Raw genomic sequence first — 21,945 nt, 5'->3', positions numbered from 1 at the left:
CCCGCGGAGTGACCGCCCACGCGATCCGGTCGGCGACGTGACGAGAGGTGACACGAGATGACCTGCTACGACCGACGTGATCTGGGCCTTCTGCTGCTCCGCCTGGGTACGGGCGGGGTGCTGGCCGCGCACGGCGCCCAGAAGCTGCTGGGGTGGTTCGGCGGGGGCGGGATCGAGGGCACCGGCAAGTTCATGGAGTCCGTCGGCTACTCCCCCGGAAAGGCGAGCGCCACGGCCGCGGGCCTCGCCGAGGCGGGCGGCGGCGCCCTGCTCGCGCTCGGCCTCGCGACCCCGGCGGCGGGCGCGGCGGCGGCCGGTGCGATGGCGGGCGCGGCCGCGGTGCACGTGCCCAACGGCTTCTTCGCGATGAGCGGCGGCTACGAGTACGCCGCGTCCCTCGGCCTGACCGCGGCGGGCCTCGCCGTGACGGGCCCCGGCCGGCTCTCCCTCGACCATCTGCTCGGCCACGCGGTGAACCGCGGCTGGATGGTCCCCGCGGCCCTCGCCGGGACGGCGGCGGTCACGATCGCGGTGATCGGCGCGCGCAACCAGCGGGTGCGGCGGGCGGCGGAGGGCGAGCAGGAAGCGTTGTTCGCTCCGTAACGCCCGCCAGGTGCGCCGTGAAGACCTCACGGGTGTCCGGGGTCAGTGTGCGCAGAGCGACCAGCGCGGTGATCACCACGTCGCAGAGTTCGGAGCGGACGTCGTCCCAGGTGTGGCTGGTGCCCTTACGGGGGTTCTGACCCGTCGCGCCGATGACGGCCTGGGCGACCTCGCCGACCTCCTCGGAGAGTTTCAGCATGCGCAGCAGCAGGCCTTCCCGCCCGCCGTGCGCGCTGTTCTCGTCCAGCCAGGCGTGCAGGCGGTCGATCGCGCCCCACATGTCGTCGTCCGCCACCTCGTCAACTGCTTCAGCCATGGCGCCAGCCTCCCCAGGTGCTGGGCGCCCGACTCCTGCTGATCCTCTCCGGGACTTCCCTGCCATCGCGTCCGAAGCTGTTCACCCCGCGTGCGTACGGGGGCCGCCCGCAGTTGGTGGGGGCGGCCCAGCCTTCACGTCGACATCGTGACGACGGAAGGGTCCCAGTGCAGGACTACGTTTTCCCCCGTGGGCGCGGGGCGATTGCCATGGCGAGCGGGGCGCTTGCGCTCGCGCTCATGAGCATGGGAAGCCAGGCGCAGGCGGCGAGTTACGGCACCCCGGGCATCTCCCTCTCCGCGGGATACCTGTCGGGCGCGGTGAGTGCGACCGGGGACCCGACGGTGAACGTGACCGTCGCGCAGAGCGGGGCCGACGCCGGAGCGCTCGGCGTCACGGTGACCGCCAGCAGCAGGACCTCGGTGGCGGCCGTCGGAGACGTCACGGTCACCGGAACGGGCGGCACCCGCCGCCTGGCCGTCGCCGCACGCGGCCGCGGCTACACCGACCTCACCGTCAAGGTCACCGGCGTCGACGGGCAGAGCGCCACCAAAACGCTGCACTACGCCGCGTCCGCCGCCGTCCAACAGGGCGCGGACAGCAGGTACTTCACCGGTTCGAGCGACGCGTCGGCGGCCGTCGACGTGGGCGGCGGGTACGTCGTCGTGGCGGACGACGAGTCCAACGTCCTGCGGCTGTACGACCGTTCGGTGTCCGGTGCGCCCGTCAGGACCTGGGACTTCAGCTCGAAGATCGGTGTCAGCAAGGAGATCGACATCGAGGGCGCGGCCCGTGTGGGCGACACGATCTACTGGACGGGCTCGCTCGGCAACAACAAGGACGGCGAGTACAAGTCGGCCCGCAACACCGTCTTCACCACCAAGGTGACCGGGTCGGGCGCGGCCACCGCCCTGTCGTACGGCAACTCGTACGCGAAGCTCCGTGACGACCTGGTCGCCTGGGACGAGGCGCACGGCGATCGCTACGGCTTCGCGGCGGGCAGCGCGGACGGCCAGGTCCCCAAGCAGATCGACGGGTTCAACGTGGAGGGGCTGGAGTTCGCGCCGGGCTCGACGACGACGGCGTACATCGGCTTCCGCGCGCCGCTCGCCCCGGCCGTCCCCGGCGGCAAGGCGCTGCTGGTACCGGTGACGAACATCGACAAGGTGGTGGGCAGCGGCGCGTCGGCCGTCTTCGGCACCCCGGTCGAGCTCGACCTCGGCGGCCTCTCGGTCCGTGACATCCGCAAGAACGCCGCGAACCAGTACCTGATCGTCGCCGGTTCCTGGGCGGCCGACGACAACACCGACCCGTACGCCCTCTACACCTGGGACGGCGACCCCGCCCACGCCCCGGCCAAGAGCCGCGACCTGCCGACCACCGACCCGGGCGGCTGGGAGGCGGTCGCCGACGTCCCGGACCTCACCGTCCCGGGCGCCCGCGCCCAGCTCCTCACCGACAACGGCTCCGCCGACCTCTACGGCGACGGCACGGAGGCCAAGGACCTGACGCACCCGGAGTGGAAGAAGTCGCGGGCCACCTGGTTCACGGTGACGGGCTGAGCCTGCGGTGGGTGCGGACCATCATGGTCCGGGCCATGAAGGGGTGAACCCTTTTCACGGCGCTCCAGTAGAGCCTGGAGCGCCGCGTGGTCGTCTTCACCGAGCTGCACAGGGTGACGTACCGCTCGTCGACGACGATCGAGGCCCAGGCGTCGAGACCGGCCGTGCTGACGTTCATGAGCGCCTCGCCGTCCTGCCGCGCCACGACCGGGAAGGCGTCCCGCAGGATGCCCGTCCAGGCCGCCGGATCGCGCGGCATCCCGGGCCGCAGCTCCATGGCGTACGCGTCCTGGTAGTCCGGCCGGTCCACGGCCTCCCTGATCAGCCGAGCGCCTTCGGGAATCCCCACCGTCACGGGCCTGTCCTTGAGCATCGCATGCCTCCATACGCTGGCGTATGGAAACCATACGGTAGCGTATGGACATGGCGCAACGGCAGAGGGCTGAGCAGGGGCAGGGGCCGGAGCACGGGCAGGGGCGGGGCCAGGGGCAGCGGGCCAGGAAGGCCCGGCTGACCGCCCGCGACTGGGCGGATGCCGCGCTCGCCGCCATCGGAGAGGGCGGCGGCCTCGCGGCGGTGGCGGTCGAGCCGCTCGCCGCCCGCCTCGGCACCACGAAGGGCAGCTTCTACTGGCACTTCGCCAACCGTGAGGCACTGATCGAGGCGGCGCTGGCCCGCTGGGTCGAGGCGAACACCGACGAGATCATCGCGGCGGTGGAGACCGAGCCGGACCCGGAAAAACGCCTGCGCCGACTCTTCACCAAGGTCACCGGGATCACTCCGGTGACCAGGTCGGCCACCGCCGATCCCCTCGAACTCTCCCTGCTCGCCAGCACCGGCCACCCCCAGGTGGCCGCCGCACTGCGCCAGGTCACCGAGCGCCGCATCGACTATCTGGCCGGGCTCTTCAGCGAGGTCGGCTTCCCCGAGGACGAGGCGCGACGCCGCGGCCTGATGGCGTACAGCTTCTATCTGGGCCACACCCAACTCGGCCACGCCGTGCCGTCCGCACTGCCCTCGCCCGAGGCGTTCCCCGGCTACCTGGAGGCGACGATGGACGCACTGCTGCGGCGCGAGTAGCGCGGTCCGCGGAGGCCGGTGCCGGGCCCGGCGCCGGCCGTCACAGTTGCAGTGACTTCGTCTGGAGGTACTCCAGCAGACCGTGGCGGCCCAGTTCGCGGCCGGTGCCGGACTGTTTCCAGCCGCCGAAGGGGGCCAGCGGATTGAAGCGGGCACCGTTGATGTCGACCTGACCCGTGTTCAGGTGGCGGGCGAAGGCCACCGCCTCCTCGGTCCCGGCCGCCCAGACGGCGCCGGCGAGCCCGTACACGCAATCGTTGGCGATGCGTACGGCGTCGTCCTCGTCCTCGAACTTCATGATCGAGAGAACGGGGCCGAAGATCTCCTCCCGGGCGAGGGACATGTCCGGGGTGACGTCGGCGAAGACCGTGGGGCGTACGAAGAATCCGCGAGGCAGGCCCTCGGGCGCCTCGGGGCCGCCGGTGACCAGACGGGCGCCCTCCTTGATCCCCCGCAGGATGCAGTCCCGAACGCGGTCGCGCTGACGGGCGCTGACCAGCGGGCCCATGCGCGTCGCGGGGTCCAGGGGATCACCGGGGGTGTGCACGGCGGCGGCCTCCGCCGCCAGCTCGACGGCCTCCTCGTACCGGCTTGTGTGGACCAGCATGCGGGTCCAGGCACTGCATGTCTGGCCGGAGTTGGTGAAGACGTTGGTCACGCCCGTACGGACCGCCGTCGCGAGGTCCGCGCTCGGCAGGATCACGTTGGGGGACTTGCCGCCGAGTTCGAGCGCGACGCTCTTGAGCGTACCGGCGGCGCGCGCGGCGACCTCCTTGCCGACGGCGGTGGAGCCGGTGAAGGACACCATGTCCACGTCCGGGTGTTCGGCCAGGGCCCGGCCCGCGACCTCGCCGACACCGGTGACCAGGTTGAGGACGCCGGGCGGCAGGCCCGCGGCCGCCACGCACTCGGCCAGCAGCCGGGCGCTCAGCGGGGTCTCCTCCGCCGGTTTGACGACGATCGTGCAGCCGGCGGCCAGGGCGGGTGCCACCTTCGACACCATCTGGTGCAGCGGATAGTTCCACGGCGTGATCGCCCCCACCACGCCGATCGGCTCCGACAGGACCGTGGAGTGCGCGATCCGCTCTTCGAAGGGGTGGTGCGCGGCCAGCTCCGCGTAGGAGTCGAGTACCACGAGAGGCGTCCGCACGTGCGCCAGTCGGCTCAGCGCCGACGGGGATCCCAGTTCCGCCGTGATCGTCTCGGCGAAGTCCCGGACACGGGCCCGCAGTTCACGTCCCAGGGCGGTCAGGGCCGCCGCTCGCTCGGACGGGGGCTTCGCCGCCCAGCCGGGCAGCGCCGCGCGGGCGGCCGCCACGGCGGCGTCGACGTCCCGCGCCGTGCCCGCCGGCACCGTGGCGATGACGCGCTCGTCGGCCGGATTCACCACGTCGGTCGTGTCGTCCGTCGCCGGTCGTCGCCACGTTCCGGCGATGTACATCCCGCGATGCGCCCGCACCGCGTCCCCCGCATCCACCGCGTCCACCTCGTCCTACCCCTTCCGCGCTCTCGCTTCGCGCCTCATGTGGCGCTCGGTACCGCTCCGCTCTCCGTGACGCGCAGCGGTGCGTCCGCCTTGCGGCGCGTCATGACGGCGTGCTGCACGGCGAGCGTCACGCCCATGCCGAGCCAGATCGCGTCGGCGTTGAAGGCCTCGTGGAACGCCACCGCGCCGATGCCTCCGCAGACCAGCCGTACGGCCACGGTCAGCAGCCACAGGACCAGGATCCGGCTGTCACCCTTGCGGAACACCCGCCCCTCGGCGTCCTTCCACATCGGGAAGGCCACCCCACGCCAGATGCCGAAGACGACCGAGGCGATCAGGGAGATGACCAGCAGGGTGATGCTCGCCGGCTTCATCTCGGCGGGCCCCGGTGGGACACAGCCGCGGATGATGAGCACGCCCACCCAGAAGAACATGCGGTTGGTGACCTGCTGGGCCGTGAACTGGCGTACGACGACGATGGTCGTGATGCCGACGATGAGCAGGGTGTTGAAGTAGACGACGAAATTGCTGCCGTCGTTCTTCTCGGCGAGCTGTCCCGCCATGGTGAGCCCCGCATGCAGGGTGTCGGTCACTGTCGTTCCTCCTCGGGGACCCTTCCGGGCAGCAGGATCTCCCGTATGAATTCCATGAGTTGGGCCGCATGCGTCTGGTGACAGGAATGCCCACCCGGCATGACCGTGAAGGAATGCTCGCCTCCCGCGCACTCCTTCCAGTGGCGGACCTGCTCTGCGGTGACGACCCGGTCCTCCTCACCGCAGAGTGTGTGCAACGGGGTGCGCACCGGTCTTGGATCGGGTACAAGATACCGTTCGGCGAGGGCTATGTCGGTGCGGATGGTGCGCAGCAAATAGGCCACATAGGACTGGTACTTGAGCAGTTCATGGGGCAGTCCGCCGGTGTTCACCAGCCACGCCAGCAGCTCGCTGTCGGACGCGTCCGAGATCGTGCCCGTGCTGGGCGTCTGGGGCGCGCGCGAGGCGGACACCAGGGTGGCGAGGGGTGCCGGCGCACCCCGTTCCTCGATACGGAGCGTGAGTTCGTAGGCGAGGACCCCGCCGAAGCTGTGGCCGAACAGGACGTAGGGCACGTCCAGTTCGGGCACGATCCCCTCGTACAGGGCGTCGACGAGGTCGTCGAACCGGGCCGGCATCGGATCGGCCTCGCGGGTGCCGCGGCCGGGCAGTTCCACCGGCGCCAGTTCGACGCCCTCCGGAATGTGCGCGCGCCAGGCGGAGAACGCTCCGGCGCCGCCTCCGGCCTGCGGCAGGCAGATCAGACGTACGCGCGGTGCGCCCACGGTGAGGCGCCCGGTGATCCAGCGGTTCTCCATGCAGCACAGGCTTTACCACGGCACAGGCCGGGACCAGGCAGAACATCCGGCAGCCTGACGGCAATTCCGGCCCGTCCCACGGCAGTTCGCGCCGTGCACACCGGGTGCGGGCAGGTGTCCGCTTGCCGGTCGGCTTGCCTGGTGAGAGAGGTCGCGGCGCGGGCACGATGACGCTCGCCGAGCCTTGACACCGGCTCGCACGTCGTCAGAAAGAGAGCGCGCACATGTCCGAAACCGATGTCGTGGTGAGTCCGGCGGAGATCCCCGGCCTGGTCTGCACGCTGGTGCGCCTGGTCGCTCCGCAGAAGGTCGCCGTGGTCACCCCCGAACTCCGGCTGATCGGAGACCTCGGCTTCCATTCGCTGGCGCTGGCCGAGCTCGGGTTCACCATCGAGGACCTGTTCAAGCTGGAGGCCCTGACGCCCGAGGTCGCGATGTCCCTGGAGCGCGTCGAGGACATCGTCCGGCTGATCGGCGGCCATGTGGAGGACGGCTCCATCACGCTGCCGGACACCTTCGAGGTGAACTCCATCTGCGCGCGCTACGGAGCCTCCTGGCCGGCCAAGGGCTGAGCCGGCCCGCACCTTCGACGGTGGCGCCGACGGGGACAACTCCCCGTCGGCGCCACCGTCGTTGTGCGCCCGGACCTGCGGCCCGGCTCCTCGCCTACTCGGCGCCCGTCCTGCTCGGCTCCGCTGCCACGCGGCTGCCGTCCCGCGGGGGCGCCGCCCCCGTCCAGGGCAGCAGCACGGCACACGTCAGCTCCCAGCCGGACGCCAGGTCCGCCATGTCCAGGTCGCGCGGTGCCTCCCCGGCCGCGATGCCGTCCGCCGCCGTCACGCGTGGTCCCGGAAGGCGAGGACGACGTTGTGGCCGCCGAAGCCCGCGGAGTTGGTCAGACACGCGGCGGGGCCCTTGGACAGAGCGCGCGGCTGGTCGCGTACGACGTCCAGGCCGATCCCCGGGTCCAGCTGCTCGATGTTCATCGTCGGCGGTGCCGTTCTGTCGCGCAGCGCGAGCACGCTGACGACGGCCGCCAACGCCCCCGAGGCTCCCATCAGATGACCGGCGGTCGACTTGATCGCGGAGACCGCGTAGTCACCGCCGCGTCCGTCGCGCTCGCCCAGGACCGAGCGGATGGCCAGGCTCTCGGCGAGGTCCCCCTGCGGGGTCGAGGTGGCGTGCGCGTTGACGTGGACGACGTCGCGCGGGCTGAGGTCGGCGTCGGCCAGCGCCTTGCGCAGCGCGGCGGCGGCGCCCCGGCCCGTGGGCTCGGGTGCCACGATGTGGTGACCGTCGGCGCTGATGCCCGCGCCGGCCAACTCGGCGTGGATCCGGGCTCCGCGGGCCCGCGCGTGGCGCCCCGACTCCAGAATGAGCACGGCCGCTCCCTCGCCCATGACGAAGCCGTCGCGCCCGGTGTCGTAGGGACGGGAGGCGTGCTCCGGGTCGTCGTTCCTGCGGGACATCGCCTTCATGCTGGCGAACGCCGCGATCGTCAGCGGATGGATGATCGCCTCGGTGCCGCCGACAGCCACGACGTCGGCCCGGCCGAGCCGGATCATGTCGAGGCCCGCGGCGATGGCCTCGGCGCCGGCCGCGCAGGCGGAGGTGGGCGCGTGCACACCGGCCCGCGCGTTGATCTCCAGGCCGACCTGCCCCGCGGAACCGTTGATCATCATCTTCGGCATGGTGTGCGGCGACAGGCCCCGGACCCCACGGGTGCGTATCTGCTCATGGCCGTCGACGAGGGTGCTCAGCCCGCCGATGCCGCTGCCGAGGACGGCTCCCACCCGTTCCGCGTCCGGCTGGCCGGTGTCGCCGGCCCGGCCGAAGAAACCGGCGTCCGTCCAGGCCTCACGGACGGCGATCAGGGCGAACTGGCTCGACCGGTCGAGTCTGCGCAGTTCTATGCGGTCCAGTACGGTGCCGGGGTCCGCGGCGGCGCGCGCCGCGATGCGGACCGGCAGATCCGCGGGCCAGTCGTCGGTGAGGCCCGCGACCACCCGGCGGCCCTCCAACAAGGTGGCCCAGGTGGACTTCACGTCCCCGCCGAGCGGTGTCGTGGCGCCCAGTCCGGTGATGACCACGCTGTCGACGCGGTCGACGCGGGCCCGTTCGGTCGCAGACATATGAAGTCCCCCAGCCGTTTCGGCGAATGCGATGGGAATGGAATCCGGCTGGACGGCGCGCCCGTGGTGAATCGCCTTGACTCGCCTCGTGGGTCGGCTGCCACCCGATCATCTCGCATCATGGCCAGCCGCCGATTCGTGTTCCAGGTATCGGTTCCGGCAAGTGTCCCGATGCCTTCGGGCGCACAGCGGCAATATTGCGGCATCCCATCAGCAATTATCGCCGCATGCGTTCCGTGTGCCGCCGGGCCACGGCAATCATGGAATTCCCATCCCGTGCGGAAGACATCCCGCGAGGAAGATATCGAGGACGATACCTATGACCCCAGCCATCCGTGCGGAGGGCCTGGTCAAGACGTACCAGGGCAGGAATCCGGTACGGGCCCTGGACGGCCTGGATCTCGAGGTCCCCGCGGGCACGCTGCTCGGGCTGCTCGGGCCCAACGGCGCGGGCAAGACGACCACGGTGCGCGTGCTGACCAGCCTGCTCACGGTGGACGCGGGCCGCGCCACCGTCCTCGGCAGGGACGTCACCACCCAGCCCGACGAGGTCCGCGGCATCATCGGCCTGTCCGGCCAGTACGCGGCGGTCGACGAGACCCTGACCGGCCGCGAGAACCTTGTCATGGTCGGCCGCCTCTACCACCTGGGCCGCCGCAATGCCCAGGTCAGGGCCGCCGAGCTGCTGGACCGCTTCACGCTCACCGATGCCGCCGACCGCCCGGTGCGGACGTACTCGGGCGGGATGCGCCGACGCCTCGACCTGGCCGCGTCCCTGGTCGCGGCGCCGCCCGTGCTGTTCCTCGACGAGCCCACCACCGGCCTCGACCCGAGCAGCCGGATCAACATGTGGGAGGTGATCGGGGAGCTCGTCCGGGACGGCACGACCGTGCTGCTCACCACGCAGTACCTGGAGGAGGCGGACCAGCTCGCCGACTCCATCGCCGTCGTGGACGGCGGCAAGGTGATAGCGCGCGGTACCGCCGACGAGCTCAAGAAGCAGACGGGCGGGGAGCGGATCCGCCTGGTGGTCCGCGATCGGGAGCGGTTGCCCGAGGCCGCCGCGCTGCTCTCCGGGCTGGGCGCACGGCCGGCCGAGTCCGACGAGCGCAGCCGCGAGGTGGCCGTCGCCGTACACGGCGGCACTCCGGTGCTGGCCCACGCGCTGCGACTGCTGGAGGACGCCGGTATCGCGCTGGAGGACGCGGGGCTGTCCCGGCCGACGCTGGACGACGTGTTCCTCAGCCTCACCGGTGACGGCGGGCGTCACCGCGCCGGGGCCGAGCGGGCGCCCGTGCCGGCCGGCGCGTGACCCTTCCCCGGTCGGGGCGTTCGCGCGCGTTCATACGTGAACTCGCACATGAAGAGGAACCGGGTTCCGTACCGACAGGAATGACGTCGGTACGGAACCCGGTTCCTCTTTGTTCTGCCGCCGAGCCACCACCTCGCGCACTCAGCCGAGGTTGCGGAACGCCTCCGGCCGCGCCAGGTTCTCCGTCAGGAACAGGTCCCTGAGCTTCGGCGTGAGCAGTCCCAGCTGCCGCAGCAGATGGATGACCTGCTGGAAGAGGAGCTGCCGGTAGCCGAACATCATCGGGTCCGTCTGCGCGAACCTGACGCCCTTCTCCACGTCGAGGTCCATGCGCTCCCAGACCTCGCGGAGCAGGAAGCGCCGGGACATCAGGTGAATCGCCTCCAGCAGGAACTTCTCCCGCTCGTCGAGCTCCTTGGACGTCATCCCGTCGTAGAGGCCCGCCAGCGCGACCGAGCCGAACCCGACGTGCCGCGCCTCGTCCCTGGCGATCATCTTGGTGATCGAGGTGATGATGGGATCGCCGAAGCCGCTGCCGGCGAGCCGGGTCGCGGCGAGGGCCAGACCCTCGACGACGACCTGCATGCCCAGGTAGACGATGTCCCAGTTGGACTCGGCGAGGAGGTCCCGCAGCAGCGCCTTGAGGCCCGGGTTGATGGGATAGGACTCGCCGAGCTTCTCGTCGATGTACTTCGCGTACGCCTCGACGTGCCGGGCCTCGTCCGCGACCTGGGAAGCCGCGTAGATCTTGGACTCCATGTCCGGGACGGTCTCGACGAGCCGGGCGGTGGCCACCAGCGCGCCCTGCTCGCCGTGCAGGAACTGGCTCACCATCCATGCCTGGTACTGCCAGCGGAACTCGTTCAGCAGTTCCTTCGGGACGGGGCTCTCGGTGCCCACGACGAAGGTCGCCACGCCCGCGCTGTAGGCGTCGTCGAGCGGGGCGCCGAACCGGACGTCGTAATCCCAGTCGATATAGGTCTCGGCATCCCACTGGGATTTCTTGTTCTTCTGATAAAGACTCCAGATGCGATTGTCACGTTCACCGTAGTCCCAGTTGAGACAGGCACGGATCGACGCGTCCACCTCCATGAGATCCGACCTGGTCTGCTCCAGGGTGAAGAGAGTCGAATCCGACTCGCTCTGGGATATTTCAGCCATCGACGTGGGGTCCCCTTTCCCTGCCGCTGCCCGGCAGCCGGCAGGACGACTCAGTTCGCGCCAGCCTTACTCTCCGGTTTCTCGCGGGGTGCCAGCCAGGTACAGGCCGGGCAACTTCACGGCAGGCTCAGTTGCCGGTGCCCTGCCTGGAATCGCGGTCCCCGCGGACGTGAACATGGCCGGTAAACCGAACGACATGACCGATGTCGGCGAACCGCATTCCCCGTAATTCACTGGAGATGTCCTTATGGCGCAGGCAGCGCACAGTCGGCCGACTCATGGGCTCGTCGCGGATCTGGAACGCACGCTGGGTGACCCGATGGAGGGTGACGGCCCGTTCAGCTTCTCGTCGATCGTGGCCCATGAGGAGCGGGAGGAGCTTCCGCCGGGCGCGGCCGAGCTGGCCCGGGAGTGGGGCTTCCCGCAGTTCCTGGTTCCGCGGGAGTACGGCGGCCGGCTGAACAACCTCGAAGAGGTGTTCGTTCTGACGCGCTCGCTCGCCCGCCGGAACCTGACGGTCGCGGTGATGTTCGGCTCCGCGCTGCTGGGCGTCAACCCTGTCTGGCTGTGGGGGGACGACGAGCAGCGCGGGCGGGTCGCCGACGGGCTGCTCGGCGGTGCACTCGCCTGCTTCGCGGTGTCGGAGCCCGACCACGGCAGCGACCTTCAGGGCAACGCGACGACGGCCCTCGTCGACGGCGACGAGTTCGTGCTCACCGGTGAGAAGTGGCCGGTCGGCAACGCCACCCGGGGCCGCTTCGTGACCGTGTTCGCCACGGTGGAGGGCCGCGGCCAGTCCCTGCTCCTGGTGGACAAGGACCAGCTGGAGCCGGGCAGTTGGAGCACCCGCCCCTTCGTGAAAACGGCGGGTCTGCGCGGCCACGACCTGAGCGGCATCGTCTTCGACGGCGCCAGGGTGCCCCGTGGCGCGGTGCTCGGGCGCAACGGCGCCGGTCTGATCGAGGTGCTCAAGGCGCTGCAGATCACCCGCACCGCGATCGGCGCGCTGTCGATCGGGACGATGGACTCCGTGCTGCGCATCGGCCTCCAGTACGCCCACGAGCGCTCGCTGTACGGCGCCGAGATCTACCAACTGCCCGTCGTCCGCCGGCATCTCGTCCATGCGCACCTCGACCTGCTGATCGCCGAGTGCACGGCGTTGCCGGTGGCCCGGTCGCTGTCCGTGGCGCCGTCCCGGCTGAGCATGTGGTCGTCCGTGGTCAAGTACCTCGTCCCGGTCATCGGCGAGGAGGTGATCCAGGACATCGGGCGCGTGCTGGGTGCCCGCAGCTACCTGCGCGAGGGGGTCGCCTCCGGAATCTTCCAGAAGCTTCAGCGGGACCACGCCATCGCGAGCATCTTCGAGGGCACGACCCACGTCAATCTGCACAACATCGCGGCGCAGCTGCCCAACCTCGCCCCGCACGCGCAGCACGCACCGAGCGGCGGCGCGGAGATCCTGGAGGCCCTTTTCGACTGGAGCCGGGAGGCGCCGGCCTGGCAGCCCGCGCGCCATGTCCTGCAGCTGACGAACGCCGTCGAGGACGAGATCACGCGGGGCTGGAACGACGCGGTCACCGAGGTGTCCGGCATCGCCGCGGAGCGTCTGGACCCGGCCGAGGCCGCCGATCTGGCCAAGGTACTGGACGCGTTCGGCTCCCGTCGTACGGTGTTCTACACGCGGCTGGCGACCGCGCCCTCCGACGCCGCGTCCGTGGCCGGCCAGGACGACGCCGCCGAGCACTGCGTGCACCATGCGGCCGCGTCCTGCCTCTACACCTGGCTCCACAACTTCCGCGGCGTGCACGGCGCACCCTCCTCCACCGGCTGGCTCATCCTCGCCCTGCAGCGCCTGCTCCAGCGGCTGGAGCCGACGACGGAACTCGGCGCGGCATACCTGCCGGAGCTCGAGAGCGCGATGGAGGAGAGCCTGGGCTCGGGCTACCGCTTCTCGGTCGGCCTGTTCCGGGAGACGGCGGGCCGCTGAACCGCGCATCGCGCCCGGGTCCGCAGGGACCCGGGCACGATCGCGACCTCCCGCAAGCCCTACGACGCCTGCGACATCAGCAGGTCGTCCGCCACGAGTGTCCGGTGCAGCTCGTCCTCCCGCAGCGCCGTCAGGTATTCGCGTACGAGCGAGTAGGTCTCGTACTCGTAGCGGCACCCCCGGCGGATGCGCACCAGCGAGGCGTCCGCGAGTTCGCCGAGCAGGCCGATCACGCGCCCCTGCTCACCCTGGTCTGCCCGCACGTCCGCATCGCCGACGCGATGGCCCGGCAGGACGTCCTCGGCCGTGAAGACACCGCGCCTGAGCGCGACTTGACGGAGCATCAGCTGTTGTTCGGGTGACAGCAGTTCGAGGCTCCAGCGGATGCTGTCGGCCAGCGTCCGGTGCCGGGACAGCCCGCTCGTGTCGATCCGGTCCAGCAGGTGCAGCGACGACTCCGTGCTCACCAGCAGCTCGACCGGCACCGACCGGACCCGACGGGCCGCCAGTTCGATCGACAGCGGCAGTCCGTCGAGGCGTGCGCACAGCGCCGACACCAGGGGCAGCCGGCCGCTGAGGTCCAGCGTGGGCACGCCGGAACCCACCCGGCGCAGGAACAGCTCCACGGCCGCGGGGAGGCCCTCGGCCTCCGCGGCGTCCGGGGAGAGCGGCTCCACCTCCCAGGTGTCGGCGGACGGAGTCGTCAGCGGACGGCGGGAGGTCACGACGAAGTGCGCTCGCGGGTGGTACTCCATCAGCTCCCTGGTGAGCCGGGACACGGCCCCCACCACATGCTCCGCGCCGTCCAGGACGACGAGCAACTGCCCCTCCGTGTCCCCGGATCCGGTGGGCGCGAGGCCGCAGTCGCGCAACACGGCGGAGCGCACCGCCTCGTGGGCCTGGGCCGCGCTGTGCGGCTCGCCGGGGCATGAGGTGAGGTCGACGACGACCACTCCGTCCCGGAAAAGCGGCTGGAGCCGCGACGCGGCCGCGAGGGCGAGGCGCGTCTTGCCCACGCCGCCGGGGCCGGTGAGGACCAGGAGCCGGCTGCGCCGGACCGTGCCGACCACATGGCGCAGATCGCCCTCGCGGCCCACGAAGTCGTCCAGGGGAGGGCGGGTCCCGCGCCAGCGGACGGGGTCGATCGCGCCCGAGCCCCGGTCCCGGTCGCCGCGCTGCGCGGGGATCCAGACCTGGGGCAGCGCACCGACGCCGGTGGGCAGGCCCGACTCCGACAGCGAGGACAGGGTCGTGCCGAACGCCTTCAGCAGCAGCTCGATCGAGGTCCGCCGCGGATTGGTGTTGGCGCCGGTCTCCAGATTGCGGATGGTGCGCACGCTCACTCCGGAGCGCTCGGCCAGCTCCTCCTGTGTCCAGCCGACCGCTCTGCGCCGTCCGATCAGGTACTCGCAGATCTGGCGGACATCTCTCAGCTCGACCATTCTCAGGTCAGCGGAGTGCACCATGGAATGACCCCTCCCCCATGCCGTCAAACACTTCTTCCCCTGCACGTGCGGCACGTCGCGCGCCGCGTGCGTCGTATGCGCCGCAGGGGGTGCGGGGCCGTTACCCCGCACCCCCTGTCGGACGCTGTGTCCCGCCGGTCGCCCGCGGGGATCGCTCACCTGTTACGAGGCGGGATCGGTGCCCACCTTGACGATGTCGTTCTCGCTGTTCACGAAGACCACGCGCGGTTCGAGCTTCGCGGCCTCGGCGTCCTCCACCGTGGCGTACCCGATGATGATGACGATGTCTCCCGGGTGGACCAGGCGGGCCGCGGCCCCGTTGATGCACACCACTCCGGAACCGCGCTCGCCCTCGATCACATAGGTCTCGAGGCGGGCGCCGTTGTTCACGTCGACGATGTGGACGAGCTCGCCGGGCAGCAGATCGGCCCCGTCCATGAGTACCGGATCGAGGGTCAGCGAGCCGACGTAGTTGAGATCGGCCTCGGTGACGGTGGCTCTGTGGATCTTCGACTTGAGCATGGTGCGCTGCATGGTCCGCGTGGCTCCTTCAATGGGCTGTCTGTGGTGACGAAGCACACGGAGGGCAGGCCGCGTCCAAGGAATGCATCCCCGCCCCCCGTGGCGCTGATGAGAAAAGGGTCAGCCGAGCTGACCGGAAATCAGACACTTGGGCACCAGGTCCCAGCCCAGTGAGTCCGTACTGCCCCCACTGCCGTCCCTGTGGCAGATGACCTCGACGGTGGACGATGAATCGGCCTGAGCGGTTCCCCCGAACGCTGCCAGGGAAAGCAACATGAGACCTGCCGCGGCACCGACGACTCTGGCTGTTCTGAACACGACTCCACTCCCGATTGAACATTCGATGGACTGGTCGGGGCTGTCGCGATTGTCCCCCGCGATCCCCTGACCAGAATCTTGCTCGAATGCATGGCCGATCGGAAAGCGATTCCGGTGGCAGGAAGTACCGGCTGTCGTAAGTGCGCCACCGGATGAACGGAGGGTAAGGCCCCGCCCGTGTCCGCAGCGGCGGTCAGCCCGTAGGCAGTGCGATGGCGCTCAACAGCAGGCCACGCGCGGCGAGCCAACGCCCCGTCAGGGTCTCCAGCCCTACGCCGGCGACCGTGGGCGCCTGCACCAGGAGCCGCACCGTGAACGTGCCGTCGGGCCGCAACCGGACGTCGGCGTCCGCATAATCGAGCCAGCTGCCGGTCAGCGGGGACCAGATCTTGTAGACGGACTCCTTGACGCAGAAGACGAGTCGGTCCCAGGCGATGCCCGCATCGTGGCAGGTCATCCGGGTCAACTCGGCTCGCTCCCGCGGGGAGATGACCTTCGACGCCACCGCCTGCGGCAGCGGCTCGTCGGGTTCGGCGTCGATGCCGATCGCCAGGAAGCGGGCGGCATCGCCCACCGCGGCCGCCCGGTACCCCCGGCAGTGGGTCATGCTGCCGACGGCGCCTTGGGGCCATATGGGCGCGCCACGGCGGCCGGGCAGCAGCGGGGCGGCGGGCAGGCCGAGGGCGGTCAGGGCCAGCCGGGCGCAGCCGCGCACCGTGGTGAACTCCCGGCGTCGCTCCGCGACCACTCCGCTGATGAGGCGGGCCTCTTCGGGGTGCAGGGGCATGGCCGCCGCCGGGCCGGAATCCCCGAAGTCGTCCACGGCGGCGACATCCGCGGGAAGCAGCTCTCCGAGCAAGCCCCCTCGCACCGTGTCCACTTCCTTTGTCAAAGCATTGCCGATTCTTTGATGTTACCCATCAGTGCAGGTCAACCACGTCTGCCCGCTCCCCTACTGGGTAAACTGGCAGAACGGCAAGCCTTTCGCAGGGCGCGCCGCGAGAGAGAAAATCACTCACTCGGACCGCACTCCGAGAATGAGAGACGGTTCCGCCGGTGCGACGCCCCCCGAAGGGCGACAAGGCGGAGCACAGGGGGAAGTTGCTTCTATGGGTAGCATTTTGGACGGTCTGGGTCTTGACGAATCAGCCGAAGCGGTATACCGGGCGATCCTCGTCCGCAAACGCTGGAGCGTCGCGGAAATGGCTGACCACCTTTCCAGACCCGTGGACCAAGTACGCCGGATAATAGAGCAGTTGGCCGAGCTGGAACTCGTACAGCTCCCCGACGAGCCCGAGGAAACAGTGCTCGCCGAGGACCCACAGGTGGGACTCCAGACCCTCCTGCTCCGCAACGCGGCCGAACTGCGTTACCAGCACGAGCAGTTCGAGATGAACCGGGCCGCGGTGTCCGGCCTGCTCGACGAGTTCGCCGATCTGTATCCGGCGGTGGACCAGAAACACATCGAAAACCTTGTGGGCGTGGATGCGATCCGCGAACGTCTTGTGGAACTGTCGCGGTCCGCGACCCGTGAATGTCTCGCATTCAATCCGGGCGGGGCACAATCCGAAAGCAGTCTTGCCGCAAGTATGCCCCTGGACAAGGAGGTTATCAGCAGAGGGGTATCCATGCGCACCGTGTATTTGGACAGTGCACGTACCCATGCTCCGACGGCCCGGTATGCGCACTGGTTGACCGAATTGGGAGGACAGGTGAGGACGGTTCCCACACTTCCTCTCCGCATGATCCTCATAGACGGGGACACGGCACTGCTTCCCGTGGACCCGGACAACACCAGACGTGGCGCAATCCAGTTGACGACCCCCGGAGTGACCGCGGCACTCGCCGCCCTCTTCGAGATGGTGTGGGCCCACGCGGTACCGATGGGCTCGGAGGTCGAGAAGCCCGACGGCAACGAACTGTCCAGGCAGGAGGCCGAGGTGCTGAACCTGCTCGCCGAGGGGCACACGGACGCCGTCGTGGCGAACAGGCTCGGTGTCTCCCAGCGGACGGTGGGCCGTATCGCCTCGGATCTCATGAGCCGGCTCGACGCACGCAGCCGCTTCCAGGCAGGCCTGCGCTCGGCCCAGCAGGGCTGGATCTGATCCGGCCCCGGCTGAGGCAGGCCTGGATCCGGCCCCGGCGGGGTCGGGCCTGATCCGGCATCAAGTTGCCGGTCGCCATTCCTGGCTGTCGGTGCGTTCCGCTCGGCACGATGCGCTGGTACGCGTCCGTACCAGGGAACGCCGAGAGGAACGCACCGTGAGCGCCGTCAGCACAGTGACCACCGCGACCGACGTGAGCAGAAAACCGTACGCCGGTATCAGCCATTGGTTCGCCGATGGCTGGGTCCTGACCCTCCGCAATCTGCAGCGCATGAGTCGCAATCCGGAGCTGCTGGTCTACACGGCCCTTCAGCCCGTGATGCTCGTCCTGCTCTTCACCTATGTGTTCGGCGGCGCCATCGCCGTTCCGGTGGGCACCAGTTACCGGGAACTCATCGTGCCCGGAATCATGGTGCAGACGCTGGCCTTCGCCGCCGGCACCACCTCGGTGGGCATCGCGGACGACCTCGCGAAGGGGCTGATCGACCGTTTCCGGTCGCTGCCCATCGCGCGGGCCGCCGTGCTGACCGGCCGCACCACCGCCGGTCTGATCCAGAACTCGCTCGTGGTGTGCGCGCTGGCCGCCTGCGGGCTCGCCGTCGGCTGGCGCGTCCACACCGGTCCCTTCCGGACTCTCGCCGCCTTCGCGCTGGTCCTTCTCTTCGCCTACGCCATGAGCTGGATCGGCGCGCTGCTCGGGCTGAGCGTGTCCTCGCCGGAGACGGCGAACACCGCGGGGTTCATCTGGATCTTCCCGCTCACGTTCCTCTCCAACGTCTTCGTGCCGACCCACACCCTGCCCTCCTGGCTGCGCCCCGTGGCCGAGTGGAACCCGCTCTCGGCCACGGCCCAGGCCGTCCGCCATCTCTTCGGCAACGACACCGGCGTCGACGTCTCGTCCTTCCCGATGCGGAACGCGGCCGCCACGTCCCTGTTCTGGTCCCTGCTGATCCTGCTCGTGTGCGTTCCGCTGGCCGTGCGCAAGTACCGCGCCGCCGCCAACTGACCGGCTCCTGCGCGCGCGTACGACTGTGGGGCCGAACCCGTCCGGTTCGGCCCCACGGTCGTACGCGCGCTCTCTCAGCCCTCCGACGGACCGGAGCCGAGCCGGTGCCCAGGCTCCCGCTCCAGAGCGACGGGCAGCGTCGCGAGACCACTGAGGAAGCTGGAGAAGACGCGCTGCGGCGGGCCGGTCACCACCGGCGTGCGGACCATCGCGCGCAGCGCCTCGAGCACCGCCGAGATCTCCTGTCGGGCCAGGTGGGCGCCGATGCAGAAGTGCGGGCCTTGCGCGAAGGCCAGGTGCTTGTTGGGGGTCCTCGCCAGGTCGAAGCGCTCGGGGTCCGCGAAGACGCGCTCGTCGTGGTTGGCGGACACGTTCCACACCGTGACGACGTCGCCCTCCTCGATGAACTCGTCGCCCAGGAAGGTGTCCTGGGTCGCCGTCCGGCCACCGTGCAACGCGGGTGTCGTCCACCGCAGCACCTCGTCGACCGCGGTCGCGGTGGAGACCTCGCCGCTCTTGAGCGCCTGCCACTGGCCGGGGTGCTCGACCAGCGCCTGCAGTCCGCCGATCATGGCCAGCCGGGTGGTCTCGTGGCCGCCCATGATGATGCTGTAGCAGTTGAAGATGATCTCCTCGTGGCTGAGCGGGCGGCCTCCCACCTCCTGGCCGACGAGCAGGCTCACGATGTCGTCGTACGGCTTCTCGCGGCGGGACTCCGCGAGTTCGGAGAAGTACAGCAGGAGCCCGTTGCGGGACGTCCAGGTGCTCTCCGTGGTCGGTGCCCCGTCCGTCGAGGACAGCGCCGAGGAGGTGAGTTCGATGATGTGGCCTCGGTCGGAGACCGGCACGCCCAGCAGGTCGCAGATCGCGGCCAGCGGGATGTGGGCGGCCACGTCGCTCGCGAAGTCGCACTCCCCGCGCTCGACGGCCTCCTCCAGCAGGCGCCAGGTGCTGCGGCGCACGCTGCGCACCACGACCTCCAGGGCCCGCGGCGAGAACGGCTTGTTGAGCACCGTGCGCAGCGCCGAGTGATGGGGTCCGTCGGTGACGGCGAGCATCTTCCCGGCCGCCGAGTCGCCCTCCGCGAGCAGGGTGTCGAGGACGTTGCCCCGCTCGGAGGTGAAGGCGTCCTTGTTCTTGTAGACCGAGGCCACGTCGTCGTAGCGGGTGACGACCCAGAAGCCCGGGTGCCCGGCGGTCTCCGGTTGCCAGTACACCGGTTCCTCGGCCCGCAGGTGCCGCCAGATGTCGGTGAGGTCGTACGTGGCGTGGACCCGCGGATCGGCGAGATCCGTCGTCGGCAGGTCGGCGGGGCCGAGCCGGGGGCAGTCGAACATCGTCACTTTCCTTCGCTGGGAGTCGGCTGCCCGGGAGGCGACATCGCGTGCCCGGGGAAGAAGGCCGTGGTCGCGCCGGCCGTCTCACCGCCGTCGACGACGAGCTCCTGTCCCGTGACGAACGCCGCCTCGGGCGAGGCGAGGTAGTGGAACGCGGCGGCGATCTCCCGGGGTGTGGCATGGCGCCGGGCGGGGATGCGCTCGTTGACCTCGTCGAGCATCTCGTCGGTGTACTCGGCGCGCTGCATGGGCGTGAGCACCGCGCCGGGGGTGACGCAGGCGGTGCGGACCACCGGGCTCAGCTCCATCGCGAAGGTCCGGCACAGGGACGCGACGCCGGCCTTGGTCGCGTTGTAGTCGGCGTACAGCGGGTATCCGCGGGATCCGTTCACGGAGGCCGTGGCCAGCAGGACGCCGTGGCCGTGGCGCACCATGTGCGGCGCGGCGTGCCGCCACAGGGCGAGGACGCCCATCAGGTTGACGTCGATGGTCCGGCGCACCTCCTCCTCGGTGAGTTCGAGGACTCCGCGCCGGTTGCTGATGCCGGCGTTGGCGACGACGACGTCGAGGGAGCCGTACCGCTCGTGGACCTCGTCGACCGCCTCCCGTACGGCCGACCAGTCGGCCACGTCGACCTTCGTCCAGGGGATCCCGTCGGCCCCGGTGCCGGATGCGGCCGGCGGCGGGGCGATGTCGAAGTTGACGACGCGGTCCCCGTCGGCGGCGAACCGTTCGGCGACCGCCTGTCCGATGCCGCTGGAGGCACCCGACACCACAATCGTGCGCATGTGTGGATGAGCCTTTCCGTGAATCCGTGACGGGGCGCCGACTCGCGTCGGCGCCCCGTGATGACAAGGACCGGGCAGCCCTCGGGCCGCGTCCGATCAGACGTCGGTCAGACGTCGATTCAGACGAGGACGCGGTGACTGCCCGCGGTGAAGCCGCTCAGGTGGCGCCGCAGATCGCGGCTCACGGTGAGCTTCTTCAGCCAGCGGTCGGTCCCGTCGTAGCGGGCCTGGAAGGACCGACGGCCGTGCACCGCGCGGTAGTTGTCGACCACCAGCACCGTGCCGGGTTCCACCACGACGTCCTGCTGCACCCGCTGCAGCTCCGCCATCAGGCGGTCGAGGGCGGCCTCGGCGGCCGCGTCGTCCCCGGCACACCGCATGAACGGCCGGTCCAGCCGCAGATAGGGGGAGAACCGGTCGCCGAAGAGCACCGCCACCGGCTCCGGGTCGCTCACCATCCGCCGGGCCTGGGCGAGGGCCGGGTGGTTCGGGTCCCGGGCCTCCAGCTGCCGGATGTGCTCGTCGTCCGGGAAGATGTGGAACCGCTTCTCGGAGAGCAGCCGCCGGTCGTCGTCGTCGAGCCGTACGTCGCGCACGGAGGCCACGATGGTCGGGACCCGGTCCTGGTTGCGCAGCCCCAGCAGGAGCAGGTAGTCGCAGCGCTGCGGGTGGAACCCGTCCTCGGTGTGGAACTCCAGGAGCGCCGCACTGCCGTACCCGCTCTGGCACTGCTCGTCCCCCGCCACGGGCAGCACGTTCTGCACCAGCCGGCCCTGCTGGAGGGTCGCCCAGCCGAACGGCTCGCCCAGGACCATGCCGCACAGCGCGAGGTAGAGCTCGTGGTCGCGGGCGCCCTTCTGCTCGATCGCCGAGCTCCAGTGGTCCGGGGTCGGGCCGATGGCGTCGTCGGTCGGGAATCCGTGGATCAGGCAGGTCGCCGAGCTCTCGTCCCGGGCGAACTCCTGAAGGAATCTGCGCAGTCCCTCGGGCAGCCGCTCCGGGGCGTGCCACGCACTCTCGTAGAACTCGGGGTGCGACGGGTCGCCGGCGGAGTCGCGCAACGACTCCAGCAGTCCGTCGAGCCCCGCGAGGTCGCCCGCCGTGAGCGTGTACTCGGCGGGGGTGTCGCCGACGGTGGCAGCGGTCGTGGCGAGTATGTCGCCGCCGGTCATCAGGCGGCCTCGCTCGCGGCTATGAGGCTCTTGGGCCGCATGTCCGTCCAGTTCTCGTCGATGTAGTCGACGCACACCTGGCGCGGGGCCTGCGCATGAGCGACGTGCCAGCCCTCCGGCACCTCGACGAACGAGGGCCACAGCGAGTACTGGCCCTCGTCGTTGACCAGAACCAGATATGTCGCGTCGGGGTCGTCAAAGGGGTTTGCCACTTCTGTGCTCCTCATCGTGGGATGACCGG

At 70.2% G+C, this 21,945-nt stretch carries 23 protein-coding genes; 8 read left to right on the top strand and 15 right to left on the bottom strand.

The genetic code is table 11. The features are described 5' to 3' along the window. Positions 1–57 precede the first annotated feature (57 nt). Positions 58–603 carry a DoxX family protein gene (locus tag AB5J56_RS31645; RefSeq protein ID WP_369237500.1) on the top strand — a complete coding sequence of 182 codons (546 nt, stop codon included), beginning with the start codon at positions 58–60 and terminating at the stop codon, positions 601–603. On the opposite strand, the gene AB5J56_RS31640 is transcribed toward AB5J56_RS31645, so the two are convergent. Then, the gene (locus AB5J56_RS31640; RefSeq protein WP_369237498.1) at positions 521–919 is read right to left on the bottom strand and encodes a MazG-like family protein; all 399 of its coding nucleotides are present in this window, start codon (positions 917–919) and stop codon (positions 521–523) included. The two genes, AB5J56_RS31645 and AB5J56_RS31640, sit on opposite strands and share 83 nt — an antisense overlap. Positions 920–1,158: 239 nt before the next feature. On the opposite strand from AB5J56_RS31640, the gene AB5J56_RS31635 reads away from it, so the two are divergent. Further along, entirely contained in the window at positions 1,159–2,481 is a 1,323-nt protein-coding gene (locus AB5J56_RS31635) for a hypothetical protein (RefSeq protein WP_369237496.1), read from the top strand. Here the strand turns inward: AB5J56_RS31635 and AB5J56_RS31630 are convergent. After that, a complete protein-coding gene (locus AB5J56_RS31630; RefSeq protein ID WP_369237494.1) occupies positions 2,465–2,854 on the bottom strand; it encodes a hypothetical protein in 390 nt (129 codons plus the stop codon). The genes AB5J56_RS31635 and AB5J56_RS31630 overlap by 17 nt on opposite strands. Positions 2,855–2,904: 50 nt before the next feature. Between AB5J56_RS31630 and AB5J56_RS31625 the strand changes: the two genes are divergently transcribed. Further along, positions 2,905–3,561 (top strand): TetR/AcrR family transcriptional regulator, encoded by a 657-nt coding sequence (locus tag AB5J56_RS31625; protein ID WP_369237492.1) that lies wholly within the window; start codon positions 2,905–2,907, stop codon positions 3,559–3,561. Between the two features lie 40 nt (positions 3,562–3,601). Here the strand turns inward: AB5J56_RS31625 and AB5J56_RS31620 are convergent, their stop codons facing one another. The 3 genes from AB5J56_RS31620 to AB5J56_RS31610 form a co-directional block, all read right to left on the bottom strand. After that, complete coding sequence (locus AB5J56_RS31620) at positions 3,602–5,020, bottom strand: aldehyde dehydrogenase family protein (protein ID WP_369242924.1); 1,419 nt, start codon at positions 5,018–5,020, stop codon at positions 3,602–3,604. A gap of 62 nt (positions 5,021–5,082) precedes the next feature. Further along, positions 5,083–5,640 (bottom strand): hypothetical protein, encoded by a 558-nt coding sequence (locus tag AB5J56_RS31615; RefSeq protein ID WP_369237490.1) that lies wholly within the window; start codon positions 5,638–5,640, stop codon positions 5,083–5,085. Then, positions 5,637–6,398 carry a thioesterase II family protein gene (locus tag AB5J56_RS31610; protein WP_369237488.1) on the bottom strand — a complete coding sequence of 254 codons (762 nt, stop codon included), beginning with the start codon at positions 6,396–6,398 and terminating at the stop codon, positions 5,637–5,639. The genes AB5J56_RS31615 and AB5J56_RS31610 overlap by 4 nt, the downstream gene beginning before the upstream one ends. Before the next feature lie 224 nt (positions 6,399–6,622). On the opposite strand from AB5J56_RS31610, the gene AB5J56_RS31605 reads away from it, so the two are divergent. Further along, positions 6,623–6,970 carry an acyl carrier protein gene (locus tag AB5J56_RS31605; protein ID WP_369237486.1) on the top strand — a complete coding sequence of 116 codons (348 nt, stop codon included), beginning with the start codon at positions 6,623–6,625 and terminating at the stop codon, positions 6,968–6,970. Positions 6,971–7,064: 94 nt separating this feature from the next. Here the strand turns inward: AB5J56_RS31605 and AB5J56_RS31600 are convergent, their stop codons facing one another. Next, positions 7,065–7,238 (bottom strand): hypothetical protein, encoded by a 174-nt coding sequence (locus AB5J56_RS31600; RefSeq protein WP_369237484.1) that lies wholly within the window; start codon positions 7,236–7,238, stop codon positions 7,065–7,067. Continuing rightward, entirely contained in the window at positions 7,235–8,530 is a 1,296-nt protein-coding gene (locus AB5J56_RS31595; protein ID WP_369237482.1) for a beta-ketoacyl synthase, read from the bottom strand. The genes AB5J56_RS31600 and AB5J56_RS31595 overlap by 4 nt, the downstream gene beginning before the upstream one ends. Positions 8,531–8,849: 319 nt before the next feature. Between AB5J56_RS31595 and AB5J56_RS31590 the strand changes: the two genes are divergently transcribed. Continuing rightward, positions 8,850–9,842 carry an ATP-binding cassette domain-containing protein gene (locus AB5J56_RS31590; RefSeq protein WP_369237480.1) on the top strand — a complete coding sequence of 331 codons (993 nt, stop codon included), beginning with the start codon at positions 8,850–8,852 and terminating at the stop codon, positions 9,840–9,842. Positions 9,843–9,983: 141 nt separating this feature from the next. Here AB5J56_RS31590 and AB5J56_RS31585 read toward each other — a convergent pair whose 3' ends face one another. Then, complete coding sequence (locus AB5J56_RS31585; protein WP_369237478.1) at positions 9,984–11,003, bottom strand: ferritin-like domain-containing protein; 1,020 nt, start codon at positions 11,001–11,003, stop codon at positions 9,984–9,986. Positions 11,004–11,250: 247 nt separating this feature from the next. Between AB5J56_RS31585 and AB5J56_RS31580 the strand changes: the two genes are divergently transcribed. After that, entirely contained in the window at positions 11,251–12,990 is a 1,740-nt protein-coding gene (locus tag AB5J56_RS31580; protein ID WP_369237476.1) for an acyl-CoA dehydrogenase family protein, read from the top strand. A gap of 59 nt (positions 12,991–13,049) precedes the next feature. Here AB5J56_RS31580 and AB5J56_RS31575 read toward each other — a convergent pair whose 3' ends face one another. The 3 genes from AB5J56_RS31575 to AB5J56_RS31565 all read right to left on the bottom strand — a co-directional run bounded on the left by AB5J56_RS31575 (position 13,050) and on the right by AB5J56_RS31565 (position 16,167). Beyond that, positions 13,050–14,456: a helix-turn-helix domain-containing protein gene (locus tag AB5J56_RS31575; RefSeq protein ID WP_369237474.1), complete on the bottom strand. Its 1,407-nt coding sequence runs from the start codon at positions 14,454–14,456 to the stop codon at positions 13,050–13,052. 162 nt (positions 14,457–14,618) lie between these two features. Next, positions 14,619–14,990, bottom strand: coding sequence for an aspartate 1-decarboxylase (gene panD / locus AB5J56_RS31570; RefSeq protein ID WP_369237472.1), 372 nt, complete (start codon positions 14,988–14,990; stop codon positions 14,619–14,621). 499 nt (positions 14,991–15,489) lie between these two features. Then, positions 15,490–16,167, bottom strand: a complete 678-nt coding sequence (locus tag AB5J56_RS31565; RefSeq protein WP_369237470.1) for a 4'-phosphopantetheinyl transferase — start codon at positions 16,165–16,167, stop codon at positions 15,490–15,492. 238 nt (positions 16,168–16,405) lie between these two features. On the opposite strand from AB5J56_RS31565, the gene AB5J56_RS31560 reads away from it, so the two are divergent. Both AB5J56_RS31560 and AB5J56_RS31555 read left to right on the top strand, forming a co-directional pair. Then, a complete protein-coding gene (locus AB5J56_RS31560) occupies positions 16,406–17,401 on the top strand; it encodes a LuxR C-terminal-related transcriptional regulator (RefSeq protein WP_369237468.1) in 996 nt (331 codons plus the stop codon). A gap of 157 nt (positions 17,402–17,558) precedes the next feature. Beyond that, positions 17,559–18,407 carry an ABC transporter permease gene (locus tag AB5J56_RS31555; RefSeq protein ID WP_369237466.1) on the top strand — a complete coding sequence of 283 codons (849 nt, stop codon included), beginning with the start codon at positions 17,559–17,561 and terminating at the stop codon, positions 18,405–18,407. Between the two features lie 74 nt (positions 18,408–18,481). Here AB5J56_RS31555 and AB5J56_RS31550 read toward each other — a convergent pair whose 3' ends face one another. From AB5J56_RS31550 to AB5J56_RS31535, 4 genes are all read right to left on the bottom strand, one after another. Continuing rightward, complete coding sequence (locus AB5J56_RS31550) at positions 18,482–19,744, bottom strand: cytochrome P450 (protein WP_369237464.1); 1,263 nt, start codon at positions 19,742–19,744, stop codon at positions 18,482–18,484. A 2-nt stretch (positions 19,745–19,746) separates the two neighbouring features. Next, a complete protein-coding gene (locus AB5J56_RS31545; RefSeq protein ID WP_369237462.1) occupies positions 19,747–20,532 on the bottom strand; it encodes an SDR family NAD(P)-dependent oxidoreductase in 786 nt (261 codons plus the stop codon). A gap of 119 nt (positions 20,533–20,651) precedes the next feature. Then, complete coding sequence (gntD, locus tag AB5J56_RS31540) at positions 20,652–21,704, bottom strand: guanitoxin biosynthesis L-enduracididine beta-hydroxylase GntD (protein WP_369237460.1); 1,053 nt, start codon at positions 21,702–21,704, stop codon at positions 20,652–20,654. Then, a complete protein-coding gene (locus tag AB5J56_RS31535; RefSeq protein ID WP_369237458.1) occupies positions 21,704–21,916 on the bottom strand; it encodes an MbtH family protein in 213 nt (70 codons plus the stop codon). Before AB5J56_RS31535 ends, gntD begins: the two co-directional genes overlap by 1 nt. Positions 21,917–21,945: the final 29 nt, after the last annotated feature.

Source organism: Streptomyces sp. R21 (assembly GCF_041051975.1).
In the GTDB taxonomy this organism is placed as follows: domain Bacteria; phylum Actinomycetota; class Actinomycetes; order Streptomycetales; family Streptomycetaceae; genus Streptomyces.
The sequence above is the reverse complement of the archived record's forward strand: the minus strand, read 5'-3'. Positions and strand labels throughout refer to the sequence as shown.

Bases quoted from the DNA above. Each gene is read 5' to 3' on its own strand.
- AB5J56_RS31640 (WP_369237498.1), bottom strand. From the start codon at position 919: ATGGCTGAAGCAGTTGACGAGGTGGCGGACGACGACATGTGGGGCGCG.
- AB5J56_RS31595 (WP_369237482.1), bottom strand. From the start codon at position 8,530: ATGTCTGCGACCGAACGGGCCCGCGTCGACCGCGTCGACAGCGTGGTC.
- AB5J56_RS31635 (WP_369237496.1), top strand. From the start codon at position 1,159: ATGAGCATGGGAAGCCAGGCGCAGGCGGCGAGTTACGGCACCCCGGGC.
- AB5J56_RS31590 (WP_369237480.1), top strand. From the start codon at position 8,850: ATGACCCCAGCCATCCGTGCGGAGGGCCTGGTCAAGACGTACCAGGGC.
- gntD (WP_369237460.1), bottom strand. From the start codon at position 21,704: ATGACCGGCGGCGACATACTCGCCACGACCGCTGCCACCGTCGGCGAC.
- AB5J56_RS31560 (WP_369237468.1), top strand. From the start codon at position 16,406: ATGGGTAGCATTTTGGACGGTCTGGGTCTTGACGAATCAGCCGAAGCG.
- AB5J56_RS31610 (WP_369237488.1), bottom strand. From the start codon at position 6,398: ATGGAGAACCGCTGGATCACCGGGCGCCTCACCGTGGGCGCACCGCGC.
- AB5J56_RS31645 (WP_369237500.1), top strand. From the start codon at position 58: ATGACCTGCTACGACCGACGTGATCTGGGCCTTCTGCTGCTCCGCCTG.
- AB5J56_RS31575 (WP_369237474.1), bottom strand. From the start codon at position 14,456: ATGGTGCACTCCGCTGACCTGAGAATGGTCGAGCTGAGAGATGTCCGC.
- panD (WP_369237472.1), bottom strand. From the start codon at position 14,990: ATGCAGCGCACCATGCTCAAGTCGAAGATCCACAGAGCCACCGTCACC.
- AB5J56_RS31580 (WP_369237476.1), top strand. From the start codon at position 11,251: ATGGCGCAGGCAGCGCACAGTCGGCCGACTCATGGGCTCGTCGCGGAT.
- AB5J56_RS31605 (WP_369237486.1), top strand. From the start codon at position 6,623: ATGTCCGAAACCGATGTCGTGGTGAGTCCGGCGGAGATCCCCGGCCTG.
- AB5J56_RS31585 (WP_369237478.1), bottom strand. From the start codon at position 11,003: ATGGCTGAAATATCCCAGAGCGAGTCGGATTCGACTCTCTTCACCCTG.
- AB5J56_RS31550 (WP_369237464.1), bottom strand. From the start codon at position 19,744: ATGTTCGACTGCCCCCGGCTCGGCCCCGCCGACCTGCCGACGACGGAT.
- AB5J56_RS31625 (WP_369237492.1), top strand. From the start codon at position 2,905: ATGGCGCAACGGCAGAGGGCTGAGCAGGGGCAGGGGCCGGAGCACGGG.
- AB5J56_RS31545 (WP_369237462.1), bottom strand. From the start codon at position 20,532: ATGCGCACGATTGTGGTGTCGGGTGCCTCCAGCGGCATCGGACAGGCG.
- AB5J56_RS31630 (WP_369237494.1), bottom strand. From the start codon at position 2,854: ATGCTCAAGGACAGGCCCGTGACGGTGGGGATTCCCGAAGGCGCTCGG.